This window comes from Scandinavium sp. UTDF21-P1B (assembly GCF_040750395.1).
Lineage (GTDB): Bacteria > Pseudomonadota > Gammaproteobacteria > Enterobacterales > Enterobacteriaceae > Scandinavium.
In genome coordinates this window covers 115474-129194 of the sequence record NZ_JBFLVD010000001.1, presented here as the reverse complement: position 1 = coordinate 129194, position 13721 = coordinate 115474, and the positions used below count along the sequence as shown (strand labels likewise).

Here is a 13721-nt window from a genome sequence, read left to right as displayed (position 1 = left end):
ATGATGAAAATAAAATACGCGGCTCTTGCCCTACTCACTCTGGTGCTGCCCCTGTGCGGCCCGGCGCAGGCAGCGGGTGGCCCTCAGATTAGCCTGGAGGTAGCAGCCGAATCGGTTGCTCGCGTTGTCGTCTATTATCATGACGCTCCTGTGGCGGGTAGTAGCATTAATTTTCCGCTGCCGATTAACGGGCTGTCTCAACACTTTGAAAGAGTTTCTGATCTATTCTATGTGGTTGGCAACGTCGAACAGGCTGAAATCGTTTTTGCCGACAGCAGCTTTGTTCTCTATTCCACCAGCGGAGCCGATCGGCAAATTAATTTATCTGGAGAGTTTATTTTTAATAATACTCCTTCCAGTGCGCTACAGCCGCTCCAGGTACCGGTACTCAAAAATATCACTGAGGCAACCGTCGCCAAAGGATTCAAAATTCACTTTAAATCAGAATTATTAGCGGGTAACTACAGCCAGGATACCTATGCCAATTCTTTCACGCTGTTAGTTAAGTCTAATCTTTAAATAAAAAAAGCAGGGACGCATGAACAGTAAATTTACTTTTAGCGCGATTTTCCTGGGATGCGCTATTTCACTTGTGCCTTCTGTGATAAAGGCTTCTGAGGTGGCGCTGCCCGCCGGGTTTGAAGATATATTTAACGCACGCCAGAGCGGTATTTTTGACGTTGTTTATGAGGACGTCTCTATCGGCTCTCTGAGTATGGAGTACGACCGCACCAGCGTAACCCTTAGCTCGCCGCAGACCGTCGTGGAGCAAATTCTTGCCGCCGATATGCCTGCGCTTAACGTTACCCGGGCGGCGCTGTTAAAAGATCTTTCTCGTCCGCTAAAGCGCGTCAACAGGCAAGGGTTTAACCATGCGGAAGTCACCGCATGGATTAGTGAATCGGATGCGACAATGCATCTGATGTTACCCTCCACAATGTTTAAGACCCCAACGGACGACAACGACCGAACCTATATTCTGAATAAAAATAAAGCGGGATTCGTACATAGCCATAACTTCAACTTTTTGTCCGACAGCTATAGCGATAGCTTTACCCTTGCCTCCAACGATACCCTCAACCTGACCGGCAACAGCTATGTTCGCAGTATCTGGAGCTACTCAGACGACATTGATTTTAACCTTGAAGAGCTGGCGCTTTATCTGGAGCACGACAGTAATCGCTTCAAGGGCGGCCGCCAGCGGCTGAGCGATAACTTCACTTACAGTACCCCCTCTCTCACCTACAGTTTTTTCAACCCGGTGAGCTTTGACGGCGTCTCGCTCGGCTATATGACCGATAACTATTTACGCTCGGCTCAGGGCGCTTCATCTCCCATTACCGTTTATATGCCGCAGGCCGGTACCGTCGAAGTTTACCGCAACGGGCGGCTGATTGACTTGCAGCAGTTTCCTGCGGGGATGCAGCAGCTTAATACCGGCGGCTGGCCGAGCGGCGGCTATGACGTCAGGCTGGTACTGAAGCTGGCGAACGGCAGCAGGGAAGAAAAAATTCAACCCTTCTTCAAGCGCGATGGCATGTTTCGCTCCGGCGATCTTGAGTACAGCATTCAGTTGGGTCGCTATGACGAGCGCCAGGGGCATTTACGCGCCAAAAACAGCGGTCGCTGCTTCAGCAACTGCGATGACCGGGTCAACACCATCGATAACAACAACCTTGCCAGCGCCACACTGGGCTACACCACACGCTCAGCGACCTCTTTTGGCGGCGGGGTGTTAATGGACGACGACCACCTCTATTACAACGGCAGCGCCGATATTCCTCTGAACCTTTGGCTGGCCGAGCGCCTGTATAGCGATGCTATTTTTGGCAACGACGGCAGCTACGGCTACCAGGTGGGCGCCAGCAAAAGCGTGTACAACATGGGCTTTAACCTGAGCTATCGCGATAACCGGTACAGGGGTTCCGAAAGCGACTACCGTCGTTTTGGTGTTGTGTCGGCCTACGATTTTAACTATCTGCAGTTCAGCACCAGTCTGTTTTTGCCCTGGAATACCGGGCTCTCCGCCATCTATAGCATGAATACGCTGTATCAGGACTATAGCCGCCGGGACAAAACAAACTATAAAACCTGGGATCTTAGCCTCAACCGTGATTTCCCCCTCCGCGACAATCTGAACCTGCGTGTCGACCTTGGCTACCATCACGGTAAAAACGAATACATCAGCAGCCGGAATATCGACAATCGGCGCAATGAAAGCACCGACAACCGGGTGTTCATTCAGTTTACTCTCGGCATGCGCGAGCGTAGCTACAACCATTATCAGTCACTCTATTTACGCTCTAAGCTGAGCGATAAAGGCAGCGACAACAATATCTATACCGCTGATTATGCGCTGGATTTAGATAATCCTGAATTTGATCGCGGCGGAAAATATTCAGTCAACGCCAGCCTCGGCAACGGGCCGGATAGCCAGACGACCAGCGGAATGGGTCTTACAGCGGATAATAAATTGGGGTATACCTCCGTCGGATTGAATAAGTCATACGGTCATAACCCTTATCGCCAGTACTATCTGTCGCAGCGCAGCGGCTTCGCGATCGGCGATAGCGATGCCGCCTTCGGTAAAATGGATGACAGTGCCGCGCTTATTGTCGACGCCACCTCGCTGCCGCAGGATCAGTATTTTGAGGTACGCAACCGCGATGCGTCTTCGATTATCGTAAAAGGCGGAGATAAAACAACCCTGCCAGTCCTGTCCTATCAGAAAATAGCGCCAACGGTTGAGCAGGTTTATACCGGCGATACCAACGCATTCTATAACCTGACTACCCGCTCAGTTTCCACCTGGGTGATGCCGGGCCAGGCTTATAGCGTCAAGCTGGGCGCCACTAAAAATCAAACTGTCACCGGTCGAATCTACCACCAGGGCACACCGCTGACCCACGCCCGGGTCGTCGGCGGCAACGCCGTGACCGATGATGAAGGCCTTTTTGTCGGCGATTTTACCTTAGATATAAAAAGTAAATTAACCACGCTGTCGGTTGAAAAAGACGGCAATAAATATGTTTGTCCGCTGCTCGACGGCAATATCAGGCAAACGCAGGGCGTTATGCAAATTCGTGAGGTTGAATGTGAAGTTAAATAATATCAATTTAGCGCCGTTAATGCTGGGATTAACCCTGACCGGTGCCACTCCGCTGGTGCAGGCAATTGAAGTTTTTCCTATCGTGAAAGAGGTGAAAAGTGAAACCCCGCGCGACAACTTCGTCACGGTGAAATCAATGTTTCAGGCGCAGGACAGCGTTAATCCGGATAAGGCTGAAACCCGCCAGTATGAATTTGTCACGCTGGAGCTTTATGAAATTAAAAACCCCGGCGCCGACAAAGAAATATTTGAGAAAGAGCTCGGTAAAAAAGAGCCTGCGCTCATGTTCTCTCCAACCCGGCTGGTTATTCCCTACGGCGAAGAAAGGAAGGTGCGCCTGCTGCCGTTAAAGCCGGTCGACCACGAGCGAGTTTACCGCCTGCGTATTCGCCCCAGCTATCCCGAACAGGCGCTGGAGAAAGATAAGATCCGCTTCGCTATCGGTTATGACGTCCTCCTGCGCTATTTACCGGACGGAAAGCGGGCCCAGGGCATTGAGATGCGCTGCCAGAACAACCAATGGACGATAACAGCTACCGGAAATGTGCGCAGCGAAATGCATAACCTGGTGATTGATGGCCGCACAAATAAGGCCCAGTTCAACGTCTATCCAGGCTATCCCCGTAGCCTGACAGTCAACCGCCAGCTGGCGTTTGAAATGGATAAAAAAACCTATGTTTACGACCAGTGCCGGTTAAAGGAGTGATCGATGAAGCGTTCAGTGCTGATAACGCTGCTGTTGCTCAGCGTAGGGGCGGCTGACGCCGGGGACTGGATGTTTCGTCCGGTCGCCAGCGGCAGACTGCAAATGACCCAACAGGGTGGCGCCGAACAGGGACCGGACGCCCTGGTTCGACACCAGGCGGAAAATGAAACCCTTACGCTACAGGTGACGCCTGCCGGTATGGGGCGTTGTGAAAACGGGGTTCTCAGCGGTAGTGGGCCGCTTGCTGCTGTGCACATTCCACTGGTACCGGTCATCCGCAGCATAGCCCAGCCGGGGCTCAGCGCCCGCTGCGGTGAATCATTACGATTCGACGCCCCGGCGCAAAGTCAGCTGGTCGGTGTGAAAGCCACGCCAGATACCGGCCGTATTGCGACGGCCAGCATCCCGGCTGCGCTGGCCGGTCAGCGCGTGCTGTTGGGATACGTAAATTTTATTGAAACAAACGGCGGCATGGCCTCCAACGCCGTTTATCTCGATTTGACCGCGCTCAGCGGCGGCGTCCCGGCGGTAAAGGCGACGTTCGATCGCCCGGCGCTGAGGTTTGGTGAAGTTAACGTATTAAGAAATAACCTTTACGCCGCCAGGCTAACAATTAACAAAACCCCGGAGGCCGGCGATGCAGCCCTGCCCTACGAACTAACGTTTGAATCACGCCAGCAGCGGGAGAATAGTTTTCAGCTAAAGGATGCGCAGGGTGAAATTTCGGTTCCGTATCAGATAAAAATAGGCAGCCACGTGATGACGCCAGGCGCCGTCTACAGCGGAATCATTCCGGCTGGCAGCGCGACGGCAAGCGTAGTCGGCCTGAATTTCTCTCTGTCAGGTAAAGATATTAGCGGGCTGGCTGCCGGTACCCGATTAACCGATACGCTAACGGCAGTGATTACGCCAACGTCTTAATAAGGAAAGGTAAAGATATGGAACGAAGTAAAATAAAGACCTCACTGGCTTTAGCGCTGCTGCTTAGCGCAACGACCGCCAGCGCCCTGCCGGTTACGACAACGATTGACGTCGAAGCCGAAATTAGCACCAGCGTGCGGGTTTACGTTGACGGGAAAGACGTCACTAACGGTAACATCAGCATCAAGCTGGACAACCAGGCGGGCTATATGAGGGCTGTAACGCCTAAATTTCTCTTTATCGGTAATGCTTCTACGGTGTCTCTGAGGCTTACGGAACCGCCCGGCAAGTCGCTAATGTCCGGGGAAGATAAAATGGTGATTAATACCGCATGGATCCTGGACGGCAATGACAACGGCATTGGTTCAACCACCAGTTCGCCGGTCAACAATCGTCCTGTTTATCCGACCCTGGCCGACGTACCAGCTAACGAACCAGGTGTGAAATTACGCTTTGTTTCGGCCCAGCGCGCAGAAACCTACCCTTTGGGCAAATATAGCGGCACCTATATGGTGATGGTAACCCCCTCCTCATAGCGGCTCGCCAGCTTTCACAGAGTCGGAGGTTGATTGAGGTGAAAACTGGTCGTCAGGGCAATGCGCTATCGGCCAGAAACTTCACACTATTAGCCAACGAGGATGACTAAAATCATCTTCTTCCGCAATCGTATTGTCTGTTCGCAGCTGAGTTACAACCGTTGATAGAAAATAACGATCGTATTAATTGTTAGATACTACGCGCATTAATAATGACTATATACAGGTGCAGCCTGAAAGATTGACAGAATTAATTACCTCTTCACAACGACACACAACACTAACGACAAGGAGTGAGCCACATGATTAAAATATTAATACGGGATCGAAACAGATATTTTCAACAAGGGATGGAGAACATACTTGAAGACTTCGGCCTAAACCGATTGCATAAAAAGATTTGTTTTGAATACCTACTCAGCCGAAATACTATTTCTGAAGCAAATATTATCGTTATGGATCTTCAACCCGGAGAGGGTTATTTATGTCATTTCGATCTGTGCCGCTACCGGAAGGGTATTTTTCTTGGTATCCAGGAAAGAGAGATGCCGTCTATTCATAGGCTTCCTAACTGCTTCAGGAACGCCAGTATTATTACCAGAAATACCCCGATGCAAAGTGTTCGGCAAGAAATTGTTCATGCCTGGGAAACTTACCAGCCCGATCTTTCGGTCAAATGCTCGGCATGCACCTGTAAATTTTTATCGAAACAGCAGCTGTCTCTTATGAGGCTGATGCTGGATGGGAAAAATGAAAAAGAGATTGCCGACAGGCTCAATATTACTGTGGCAACTATTTTTTCATATAAGTATCAAATCATGAAAAATTTTTCCCTCAAAAATAATCAGGAACTCAACGCCTTTATCCGCAGCTATCTCCTTCACCCCTGGTGAACCGCCACGTTGAGCTACCTCCCCAGCGCCTGTTCCAGGGGCCCAGTCCGTCGGCTAAGGCAGTAAGTGCTGCTCAATACGGATTGGCGGTATTCTCGGCGCGGGGCGGGAGAAGTTTATCTTGTCACAGAAGGCAGCGCGAGAAAACTGTATCCGTCAAACTGGCTACAGCCCCATCGCATTTCATGATTACGCTAAGCGTGTCGATGAACGTCTGCTGGATTGCGGTAGGGGGACACATAATTTGGCTCGTTTCGACCACAATCAGCTGGATACCATAGTGGTACGCTGACACTCCGATAATTATTTAGAGTGTAGCATCTGTCAAAATCGGTATGAGGCTCGCCAGTTTCAACTGCCTATCGAGGTTGCGCCTACGGAAGTTCTGGCAGTGAGTGCCTGAGTAAAGGTTGTAACCTCTAATGAAAAATAATCCGTTTCTGTTTCACAAAAACAATAAACCCTTCAGCTATAAAAAAACATGAATCTGCATAAATTTAATCCCATAAGATTCTGAACTGAAAGTTTTTCATCATCATAAGAGTTTTAAAATAAAGCTCCTGGCGTGACTTAACTCCTGCATGCTTTGTCAGTTTTCGTTGCTCATAATAATATCTCTTATTTTTTTTATTCTTGTCATTATAGTTAGTTTGCTCACTTAACATTCGGATTAACATCTGCCATCTTCTGATGTCCAGCTGCAAGTTGAGTGATTGCTTTATGATATTAAAATTTTTATGCCACATATATATCAACTGCATAATTTCCCTAACCGGTTGGGTTGGAGACAAGAGTAATGCACATTCCCAGCCCTGAATACCAGTTAGCATCCGTCGGCAGGCGTCCGAACAAAACACAATACGCCGTACTGCAGGTATTGATTCATTCATAGATGTGCAAATAGAATATATTTGCGGCAAAGCCATTCCGGTAAAAACCAGTATCTCAGCACTAGTAAGTATTTCTGAGGTTTCATCATACTCCATGAACATAGCCAGAACACCGTCAATAAAAAGTTTATCATTTCCCATTATCCTTACTGGAGTCGTACATTTGACCTGACCAGAAGAAGAGATAATTTTCTTTCTCATTTATTCTCTGCTTTTGTTTATTCGCGCTTTGAACTATTGTTGATTCCATCAACAAAGATATTTCTTCAATGCATTGTAATTCTACATTCAGATTCAGACAGGCGCAGGGCTCCCTGCACATGCCGCTCCTGGATGTGAATGAAAAAATATGTTAACCGTCCCGCCAGGACTTATTACCTGGCGGGACGCCATCAGAAGCTGGCTTTCACGCCCAACATACCGCTGGTATCGCTGTAGCCGCTGTCGCCAATTTGTTGGGCAATATTTCCCCACAGGCTCAGATGCTGGCTTAGCTGAGTATCAACGCCAGCCTTTAACTCGGCGATATTGCCCGTTCCAGCCTGATTCACCCGCACGCCGTTCAGGGAGACACCAAAGGCTTTCGTGTTATGCAGCCAGTTAGCCTCAATAAAAGGTTCAAACGTTTTTCCTCTGTTCTCATCCTGCAAAGCATGCCCTTTAATAAATGCCCTGACTCCCAGGCGAGTCTGAACGTTTCCGGCCCCTTCTTCCTGAACCCACGTGCCGTTTGTCTCACGATGATCGTCCGCCGTCACATCCATCCAGATAAGCTGCGCTACTGGCTGTACAAAATAGCCCTCGCGCTTGTTTTTCTCACCAACCTTCCACGTATAGCCGGTTTCAACGGAGGCCGTCATGCCTGACGATTTATAGCTCTCTGTCGCCAGAGAAGATCTGTTCACGCTGCTGTCAAACCAGCTATATATCGCCCATGAATCCAGCCAGGCACCGGTTTTCTGTGCATTATCCTGAAGCCAGGTTGCGTAGAGGCCTGCACTATAGCCATGAATGCTGCCGTCGGCGCGATAGTCATTCCAATGGTTGCGCGTACGACTGGTTTGGGTCGCATACCCACCCATGACACCCAAATGCAGACGGCCCTCTTCGGCCATATTCCACTGTGCTACGTCGCCCCCCAATTGCAGAACATAGCGATTCGCCTGCGTAGCCAGTTGACCGCTTTCATCTCTACTGCGGTTGTGCCCGCCCACGTGGCGGATCCACAAGCTGGTAACGTTACTTTCTCCGGTCAATGTATCTACATAGTGCGTCTCTCCCAGGCGATCGTGAAGCCGGGTCAGGAACAGCGTATTGGCAGCCTCCTGGTTTGCCGCATAGGCCCCCGCCTCCGGGCGTATCGCCGGATCGCGATGCGGTACCGGCAATACAGGGGGAACCGGAGGTGCTGGTGGTACGGGAGATACAGGAGGGAGTGGCGTACTATTTTCGCTTGTCAGATACCAGTTTCCCGCATTTTCGCCCTGCCCGCGGGCCAGACGATAATCATATGCTCCGGCGACAATAGGTCCTTTCTGGGTAAATTCGCCGGCTGAGTCACCCTGCACGCGAATAAGTTCAATCCCCTCCAGCGTTTTCGCCCCTGAACCGCCCGAATTGGCAACCAGAACGGAGGTTGTTCCACTGGTGCTGCCGTCAACAAGCATACGATCGGTGACAGAGCTATCGCCCCCTAACACCGTCCGGAAGGCGAGAAGTCCGCCTTCGCCCGTGTAGTCGCCACGCAGGTGCAGCGTCGTGCCAGGTTCCGCACCGGCAAAAGTCACGGTTCCGCCGTTGCGGAACCTGTCCAGCACGGAATCTCCGGTTAAGCGCCAAATCCCTTGGTTCACTGTCGACAGAGACGTAGTCCCCCCTGATGCTCTAACGGCACCGCTCAGCATGGCATTATCCAGGTTGATGCTGAAAACAGAGCGGGGATCGTATCCTGTCACTCTGACGTCGCCGACCATCATTGCGCCATTGTATAGATCCGCGCTGACTGCAGCGCCTGCCGCCTGCGGCCTACCTGTGTCCTGCATCACAAGCGAGGTTCTACCGGCCCCACTGACCCGGGCATTATCCAGCACCAGATGCAGGGGCGCATTCGGGCCGCCGGACATCCGCAACGCTTCAGAAGCCGCAGCCATAATATGTGTTCCGCTAACGGTCAGTGCCCCGCGATCATGGAGATCCAACGCGGGCGACCCACTGCCTACGGTCATCAGGGTACCGCCAGTTATATCTCCAGAGGCACCGTACAGAACGACCCCGGCTGAATCAGTCTGCTGCGTAGTAATATTCACATCCCTCAGATGCACTGAGGCATAATCGGCCTGAAGTCCGCTAATCCCCTTCCCATCCGTGGCAATACTTCCGCCCTGGATATTCAGGTTTGCGCTATGTCCAGCATAAACGCCCATAAATTGTCCCGGAGCGTCAGACATATTGCCGCTGATAAGGACATCCGTATTAACCAGCCTGGCCTTACTACCAACACCGAAAGCATCCACAGCAGCACCTGCGTCCTTAATCATTGTGCCGGTAATGTGGCTGTTACGGATATCCACAACAGCACTATCATCCAGCGAAATGGCGCTCCCTTCCGCATTAAACGTCAGCTGCACGTTATCCGCATCCAGGGCGGTTCCCGGATTCAGCCGAATAACCGGATAGTAGCCGATATTTTCAGGTTGCAGCGGCGAAGTGGACAGCGTGCTGTCCCGCAGGATGGCTGAAGCGCCATTGCTTAGCTTAAGTACGGTATTATCGTGCGACAGCAGATTACTACCGTTGGTTATGGCAACGGCAGTGCTCCCGCCCGAGGCTCGAATCATCGCTGCACCGCTGCCAGAGGGCTCCCCTTCCAGCGTGACGTTATCCAGCGCCATGCTGCCGCCATCGCGGATATCAAAGGTTGCCCGGGAAGGCGGCGACAGAGAATTTTCCAGAATAAGCTGGCTGCCTGCGCCGGCAACATACAGCACGTCTCCGCTGGTAAAAGTGACATCGGACAGCATGACGCGTGCGCCGTCCTCAATATATGCCTGCGGGCCAAACGAAGAGCCCATGGTCACGCCATCAAGCTCAATACGGCTGCCGCCCGTGGCGCGAATAAGGGCATTAAACTGACTCGAAAGCGTTGCTTTCTTGCCCGTAATAACACCACCGTCATGAGCATTAAGGGCTACATCGCCCATCGCCGTTGCAGCAATATTGCCAGTGATAATTTTGCTTTCGCCGCTGCCAGCATTCACGGACGATGCAGCAAAAACGCTGCCACTGACGGAGCCAAGGGCAAGTATGATGGCGATACTGAGGCAGGAAAGGCGCGGGCGCCCGCCAGTCGGGGTTTCAGACATAATCTCATCCTTTGAGTAACAAAACACTGATGGTCATGCATCTCAGTACAACTGGGTTGCACGATAATTCGTAAAGCCCCGCAGCAGCAGCGCAATCCAGGACTGAGGGGTTTTCTCCGCTTAGCTCAGCGCACCAGAGTGATGCTGAGTGAAGCCTCTGGGTAAGCCCGCTGTACCGGACGACTGTCCTTCTCGCCCAGCACCGGGACAATCTCCAGGGTCACACTCAGCTGTTTGCCATGAACTGGCAGGCCATTATGGACGGCCATCAGGCCGTCTCCTGGCGTTATAAATAGCGACGCCGAGGGCTGCCCCTCCGGGACTCCCGCATTGTTTAACCTCTGAAGCTGTACGCCCTCGCCATCAAGCTGAGCCCGCAGAGCGCGCACACGCAAAATACTGTCAGCACCTCCCCAGTTGAAGGAACCGCCCCTTGCCATGCCATCAAGGCGAAGCTTCATTACTTGCGGCAGCGTACAGGAGGCGCTGACCAGAAGCGTCCGGGTTCCCGGGGTCATTCCGCCGTTTATATTCCCAAGCTGCCCCCGGCTGCGGCTGCCAAAGTCCACTACGCCCGCCCCCGCCGTTACCGTACATTCCGGCAGGATCAGTTGCATAGGCTGGTTAAAATTCGGCGCAGCATGAAGCCTGCCGCTGAGGACCAGAAATATCAGCAAAACAACCGATAATATCTGTACAATAAACACTCCTGAACACGCGCATCTGCGCGAGCGCAGCTTTGAATTCTGGCCCTGCCGGGATGCCTCATTACTCTTCTTCATCAGTTTCTCTCCCTTTACTGGCATACGCCGTTCACGCTTTCGTAAAGGCCTGCATTTTCGTCAGGCTCTTCCGGCAAATTATCCATGGTGATGCGACACTCACGGGATTTCATGTCCACGCTAAATACGCTGCCGGGCTTTGTATCCGGCAGGAAAATATTACCGTCGTCATCCACCACGGTGACGAAGTTATCCTGGTCGTCATAGACGGCGGCCCCCGGCGGCAGGCGGCCACCGTCTACGTTCTGTACGCTGACCAGCACTCGCCGGGTAGAGACAGTGTCAAAACGCACCTGGCTGACCGAGCCACGAGCCGGCGAGACTTCCTGCATACCGTTAAGCACATCGGCACGTTTGCCCAGGCTGCGGGTGTCGACTTCCACTCCGGAACGGGTCCAGCTGGTTAGTGATGGAATCACCGCATAGCCATTTCCATCTGTCCATACAGGACCCGCCGGGGTTTCCAGCCTTACGCCAGCCTTCTTCCCCACTTTCGCAATGCCAAACGTGTCCTGTACCTGATACGGCGCAAGGGTAAAACCGTGCCGATGAGCTACCGCACTGCCGGTGGCCTGTAGGCTCAGGCTACGTGAATGGTCAGAGTCTGCGGACAAGCTGCCTGTCAGATCGCTCCAGCGGCTAACGGCGCTAAAAGTGCCTGTGGCGGAGTTCTGCCTGCGGCCTTCATCCCTGTCCACGGAAAGGCTCCAGTTACGATCCTGGCTGAGACGCTGGTCAATCCGGCTACCATAACGCCAGCCATCCCGGCTGTGGCTCGCCGTAGTATTAAGCGTTGTTTGTTCTCCCAGAGGGAACTGTAGTGAGATGTAAAGCCGGTCATCGCGCCCATAGCCACCTCCGCTCTGATTACGTGAAGCATTGACATTCAGCGTAGCGCGGCCAAACTGCCGGCCCCAGCCGAGCTGGGTCCAGGTTGTTGCATCTCCACGCGTCTGGGTACTACGCCCCGCAGAAAGGCTCAGGCTACCCAGCCACTCCTGTGACCAGGTTACCCCACCCCCATACTGGTTTTTATTGCGGGAAGCATTTTCCTGCTCCCGACTCAGGGACTCGCTGAACTCACGGTAGCCCTCGTCCTGGTGCGTACCGCTAAGATTGAGGGAAAACATCTCCCCCAGCGGCTGGCTGAGAGACAGGGAGGTCAGCGATCCTTTTTTATCGGAAGAAGAGGCGCGGGCCAGCGTATTTTGCAGGGTTAAGCCCGTGCGCCACAGGAAAGTACTGTTCAGCGCCGAACTCACCGCCTGATAATCATCAGACCACACAACGCCAGCCTGAAGGGCCGTTCTCTCCGTCAGCTGAAAGCCTTTTGAGGCCATGGCCACAAGGGGCTTTTTATCCGCCCCCTTCTGGTCATAACGCCCCATTCCCCACGACACGCCGGGCGTGATGGTGGCCCCATCGCGGGCATAAGCGGAGGCAGGAACGATAAAGCTGCGCTGGCTGCCATCCGTGCCGCTCACCGTTACCGTCAGGTCGGTTCGGGTATTCAGCAGAGAAAATCCGCTCAGGCTGAACGGCCCGGCCGGGACGGTAGTGTGATAAACCGGAATCCCAAGCTGGCGCACTTCCACGACTGACGGGCCGTCGGCGATTCCTGTTACAACGGCCGCTCCACGACCCGCATACAGCGCCTGCTCAGGCGTCATCTGGAAGCCGATCACCTGCCCGATACCGAACAGGCCGCCGGAGAGCGGAACCTGCCCAACCTGAAGCGTGCTCTTCAGACGTGCAAAGGTGCGCTGGGCATATGCGTTCTGGTAATCCGTTTCCATCGTATCGTCAAAGCGGTACAGGCTCTGATTGCTGCGCACCACCCAGTCTCCCGCGTTGAACCCGGCTTCAGTCTGCACCTGCCAGTAGTTCATGCGGGTGGCACTTGCCTGGCTCCCCATATACTGGGCGCTGTAGTTCAGCAGCGCGGCCGCGCCATTGTGCTGCCACTGCGTCGTATCCGCATCCGGGTCCAGCGCGTCCTGGGGCACAATCAGGGCCAATGTCCCTTCGCCCGGATCGGCTTCCACCGTAAACTGTGGCCAGACGGCTGTCAGGTCAGGGCAGGTTTCCTTCATCTCCCCTTCTTCCCCCTGTCTTTCCGCTATGCCTGCCGGCACCTTCAACCCGGCATTGCGCAGGAGCGTCGCATCCGGGCAAAAGCGCCCAGCTTTGTCAAAATATGCCGGATGACGCCCCCGATCGGCACCGTTCACCTTCAGTGAAACCCGGTTAACGCCCGGCGGAAACGCATCACCACGCTGAAATTGTGTGGCCAGGGACGTATCCAGCCCCTGAGTTTTTAGCGCCCCGGTATCAAAAATAATATCGTCGGCATGGGCCGCAGGCATTGCCAGCAGAGCAGGAAAAACAGTCAGCGTTGTGCGAACAAATAATGCCAGAGCCGACGGTTTATAATTAAAAACAGCGCCAAAAATTAGCCTGAATAAAATAACGGGACGTGCGTCTGACACGAGTACTCCGGAATAAAAATAAAAACAGTCCAT

At 52.9% G+C, this 13721-nt stretch carries 10 protein-coding genes; 6 read left to right on the top strand and 4 right to left on the bottom strand.

Annotated features, from left to right (window positions below; genetic code table 11):
* The 6 genes from AB1287_RS00695 to AB1287_RS00670 all read left to right on the top strand — a co-directional run bounded on the left by AB1287_RS00695 (position 1) and on the right by AB1287_RS00670 (position 6165).
* Entirely contained in the window at positions 1-519 is a 519-nt protein-coding gene (locus tag AB1287_RS00695; RefSeq protein WP_312629344.1) for a hypothetical protein, read from the top strand.
* A 19-nt stretch (positions 520-538) separates the two neighbouring features.
* Positions 539-3109, top strand: a complete 2571-nt coding sequence (locus AB1287_RS00690) for a TcfC E-set like domain-containing protein (RefSeq protein WP_435616634.1) — start codon at positions 539-541, stop codon at positions 3107-3109.
* Positions 3096-3815 (top strand): hypothetical protein, encoded by a 720-nt coding sequence (locus AB1287_RS00685; protein WP_435616633.1) that lies wholly within the window; start codon positions 3096-3098, stop codon positions 3813-3815. Before AB1287_RS00690 ends, AB1287_RS00685 begins: the two co-directional genes overlap by 14 nt.
* Before the next feature lie 3 nt (positions 3816-3818).
* On the top strand, positions 3819-4736 hold the full coding sequence (locus AB1287_RS00680) for a hypothetical protein (RefSeq protein ID WP_435616632.1): 918 nt from the start codon (positions 3819-3821) through the stop codon (positions 4734-4736).
* A 17-nt stretch (positions 4737-4753) separates the two neighbouring features.
* Positions 4754-5272 (top strand): hypothetical protein, encoded by a 519-nt coding sequence (locus AB1287_RS00675; RefSeq protein WP_435616631.1) that lies wholly within the window; start codon positions 4754-4756, stop codon positions 5270-5272.
* Positions 5273-5574: 302 nt separating this feature from the next.
* Positions 5575-6165 carry a helix-turn-helix transcriptional regulator gene (locus tag AB1287_RS00670; protein ID WP_435616630.1) on the top strand — a complete coding sequence of 197 codons (591 nt, stop codon included), beginning with the start codon at positions 5575-5577 and terminating at the stop codon, positions 6163-6165.
* 497 nt (positions 6166-6662) lie between these two features.
* On the opposite strand, the gene AB1287_RS00665 is transcribed toward AB1287_RS00670, so the two are convergent.
* The 4 genes from AB1287_RS00665 to AB1287_RS00650 all read right to left on the bottom strand — a co-directional run bounded on the left by AB1287_RS00665 (position 6663) and on the right by AB1287_RS00650 (position 13688).
* Positions 6663-7256, bottom strand: a complete 594-nt coding sequence (locus tag AB1287_RS00665; protein ID WP_435616629.1) for a hypothetical protein — start codon at positions 7254-7256, stop codon at positions 6663-6665.
* Positions 7257-7447: 191 nt separating this feature from the next.
* Entirely contained in the window at positions 7448-10417 is a 2970-nt protein-coding gene (locus AB1287_RS00660) for an autotransporter outer membrane beta-barrel domain-containing protein (RefSeq protein WP_435616628.1), read from the bottom strand.
* 125 nt (positions 10418-10542) lie between these two features.
* Complete coding sequence (locus AB1287_RS00655) at positions 10543-11034, bottom strand: hypothetical protein (RefSeq protein WP_435616627.1); 492 nt, start codon at positions 11032-11034, stop codon at positions 10543-10545.
* Between the two features lie 179 nt (positions 11035-11213).
* On the bottom strand, positions 11214-13688 hold the full coding sequence (locus tag AB1287_RS00650; RefSeq protein WP_435616626.1) for a fimbria/pilus outer membrane usher protein: 2475 nt from the start codon (positions 13686-13688) through the stop codon (positions 11214-11216).
* Positions 13689-13721: the final 33 nt, after the last annotated feature.

What these genes read in the sequence shown, in the direction of transcription:
- AB1287_RS00690 (WP_435616634.1), top strand. Translation starts at nt 539, where the DNA reads ATGAACAGTAAATTTACTTTTAGCGCGATTTTCCTGGGATGCGCTATT.
- AB1287_RS00695 (WP_312629344.1), top strand. Translation starts at nt 1, where the DNA reads ATGATGAAAATAAAATACGCGGCTCTTGCCCTACTCACTCTGGTGCTG.
- AB1287_RS00655 (WP_435616627.1), bottom strand. Translation starts at nt 11,034, where the DNA reads ATGCAACTGATCCTGCCGGAATGTACGGTAACGGCGGGGGCGGGCGTA.
- AB1287_RS00665 (WP_435616629.1), bottom strand. Translation starts at nt 7,256, where the DNA reads ATGAGAAAGAAAATTATCTCTTCTTCTGGTCAGGTCAAATGTACGACT.
- AB1287_RS00680 (WP_435616632.1), top strand. Translation starts at nt 3,819, where the DNA reads ATGAAGCGTTCAGTGCTGATAACGCTGCTGTTGCTCAGCGTAGGGGCG.
- AB1287_RS00670 (WP_435616630.1), top strand. Translation starts at nt 5,575, where the DNA reads ATGATTAAAATATTAATACGGGATCGAAACAGATATTTTCAACAAGGG.
- AB1287_RS00660 (WP_435616628.1), bottom strand. Translation starts at nt 10,417, where the DNA reads ATGTCTGAAACCCCGACTGGCGGGCGCCCGCGCCTTTCCTGCCTCAGT.
- AB1287_RS00675 (WP_435616631.1), top strand. Translation starts at nt 4,754, where the DNA reads ATGGAACGAAGTAAAATAAAGACCTCACTGGCTTTAGCGCTGCTGCTT.